Here is a 2,255-nt window from a genome sequence, read left to right as displayed (position 1 = left end):
ATGGACTCCTGGCAGGACGTGCAGTTCACGCACTTCTTCAAGGGCGACGACTGGCGAGGAACCGAGAAGGGCCTGCGCCTCGAGCGCGAGTTCGCCGAGGTGGGCGTCGAGGTCGTGTACTTCCCGTACACGGCGCACACGTCGAGCTCGTCGCTGCGCCGCGCGCTCGACGCGATCAGCGCGGGGGCCCCCGTCGGCGGCACTCCGGTGCTCGCGACCCGCTGAGACCGCGCCCCGACACCGTCGCGCCCGCACCCTCGACGAGGCGGGTGCGGGCGCGATGGGGCTGTCAGCCGGCGACACCGAGCAGACTGCGCGCCATGCGTGCCACGTGCGGCGGGGTGTGTGCGCCGAGCCAGACCGTCCAGTCCAGTGGCGGCTCAGAACAGGTCCACTCGACGCACCAGGCGTGCACCGCGTTCGCGAGTCGCTCGCCCTTCGCGTGCTGACGGACGCCGTCGCCTCGCAGCAGCCAGCGCACCGACACCCCCTCGGGCACGTCGATGTGACGGAACTGGATGCGAGCCGCCGCTTCGAGGAGGATGACCCCCTCGGCATCCCAGGGCAACCGCGCCGCGATCGCGGCGATGGCTCCGGCGTCGGTGGAGTCTCCGGCGATGAGCACGACACCTTCGATGTTCTCCCAGTCCGGGTCTTCGAGGTGCTCGCAGGCATTGTTCATGCCTCGAGTATAGGTAAGGCTACCCTTACACAACAAGACCTCGATGCATCCGCCGACTCGGCGCCCGCTCAGCGACGCGGCCCTACGCTGGATACATGACTTCTCCTGCAGAATCCACGATCACGATGTTCGGCGCCGACTGGTGCCGCGACTGCATCCGCACCAAGAAGCAGCTCGACTCGCTCGGCGTCGACTACACCTATGTCGACCTCGTCGTCGAGCCGTCGGCCGCCGACGTCGCCAAAGAGATCTCGGGCCGCACGAACATCCCCGTCGTGCTCTACCCCGACTCGTCTCACCACGTCGAGCCGTCGAACGCCGACGTCGAGGCCAAGCTGCGCGAGCTCTCACTGATCTGACCCGGAGAGGGCTTCTCGCGCACCGATACACTGGCGCGATGAGCACCGCGGCTCGGCCTGAACGAGCATCCGCCCGACTGTCCGCGCGCACGGTCGCCCTCTACGCGATCGGCTCGCTCGGAACAGGAGGATACGCGACCCTTCCCGGGCTCGTGCTGACGTACTTCCTCACCGACAACCTCGGTGTCGCCGCCCTCGCCGCCGGTCTCATCGTGACCGCGGCGAAGATCTGGGACGTCATCATCGATCCCCTGATCGGGGCGGCGTCGGATCGTCAGTACGCCCGCACCGGCTCGCGCCGCGGATTCATGGTCGTCGGCGCCCTCACGCTGCCGTTCTTCTTCGCGCTGACCTTCGCGGTTCCGCCGTCGTGGGGTCCGACGGCAGCCGCAGCCTGCGTGCTGCTCGCGTTCCTGGCCACCGCGACCTCGTTCAGCCTGTTCCAGGTTCCCTATGTCGCGCTGCCCGCCGAGCTGACGTCGGGATACGACGAGCGCACCCGCCTGCTCGGCTGGCGGGTGGTCGTGCTGACCGCGGCGATCCTGCTGTTCGGCGCCGGCGGTCCCGAACTCCGTCGCGCGGGCGCGGACCCGGTCGCCGGGTACCTGCTCATGGGCGTCGTCGCCGGAGTCGCGATCGGCGTCGGCATGCTCGTCGCCTCGCGCACCGCGCAGACGGCGGCACGTCACCACGCGGCAGATGGCCCGCCCCGCGTCCTCGCCCCGACCGGGATCCGCGAGCAGTACGCCTCGGGGGTGCGGACGCTGCGACGCAGCCAGCCGTTCCGCGCGCTGCTCGGCACGTTCCTGCTGCAGGCGCTCGCCACGGGCACGATGCTCGCCGGCGCGCAGTACGTCGCCACCTGGGTGCTGCGATCCGAAGACGCCGTCACCCTGGTCTTCCTCGCACTCGTCGGACCCGCTCTGATCGCCACCCCGGCCTGGACCGCGATCGCGCGTCGGATCGGCAAGGAGCGGTCGTTCGCGATCGCCAGCACCATCTTCGCGATCGCCGCGCTCTCACTGATCGTCGCGGTCTGGGCGCCGGGCGTCTGGATGTACGGCTCGATCGCGATCGCCGGCGTCGCCTACGCCGGACTGCAGTCGCTGCCCATGGCGATGCTGCCCGATGTCATCTCGCACGACGAGCGCCTCAGCGGCACCGGACAGGCGGGCACGTTCACCGGCGTGTGGACGGCGGGGGAGACCGGCGGG

3 protein-coding genes and 1 pseudogene are annotated in these 2,255 nt (G+C 70.1%); 3 read left to right on the top strand and 1 reads right to left on the bottom strand.

The annotated features are described in order from the left end of the window. A pseudogene (locus J7E68_RS14000) lies at positions 1-225 on the top strand (hypothetical protein); the annotation flags it as partial. Positions 226-289: 64 nt separating this feature from the next. Here the strand turns inward: J7E68_RS14000 and J7E68_RS13995 are convergent. Next, positions 290-682, bottom strand: a complete 393-nt coding sequence (locus tag J7E68_RS13995; protein ID WP_215173560.1) for an SIP domain-containing protein — start codon at positions 680-682, stop codon at positions 290-292. Between the two features lie 95 nt (positions 683-777). On the opposite strand from J7E68_RS13995, the gene J7E68_RS13990 reads away from it, so the two are divergent. After that, positions 778-1,041, top strand: coding sequence for a glutaredoxin family protein (locus J7E68_RS13990; protein WP_215173558.1), 264 nt, complete (start codon positions 778-780; stop codon positions 1,039-1,041). A gap of 38 nt (positions 1,042-1,079) precedes the next feature. Then, positions 1,080-2,255: MFS transporter (locus J7E68_RS13985; protein ID WP_215173556.1), on the top strand; the 1,176-nt coding region annotated here is incomplete at its 3' end.

This window comes from Microbacterium sp. ISL-103 (genome assembly GCF_018613995.1).
Classification (GTDB): Bacteria; Actinomycetota; Actinomycetes; order Actinomycetales; family Microbacteriaceae; genus Microbacterium.
This window is presented reverse-complemented; position numbering and strand designations above follow the sequence as displayed.

Bases quoted from the DNA above. Each gene is read 5' to 3' on its own strand.
- J7E68_RS13995 (WP_215173560.1), bottom strand. From the start codon at position 682: ATGAACAATGCCTGCGAGCACCTCGAAGACCCGGACTGGGAGAACATC.
- J7E68_RS13990 (WP_215173558.1), top strand. From the start codon at position 778: ATGACTTCTCCTGCAGAATCCACGATCACGATGTTCGGCGCCGACTGG.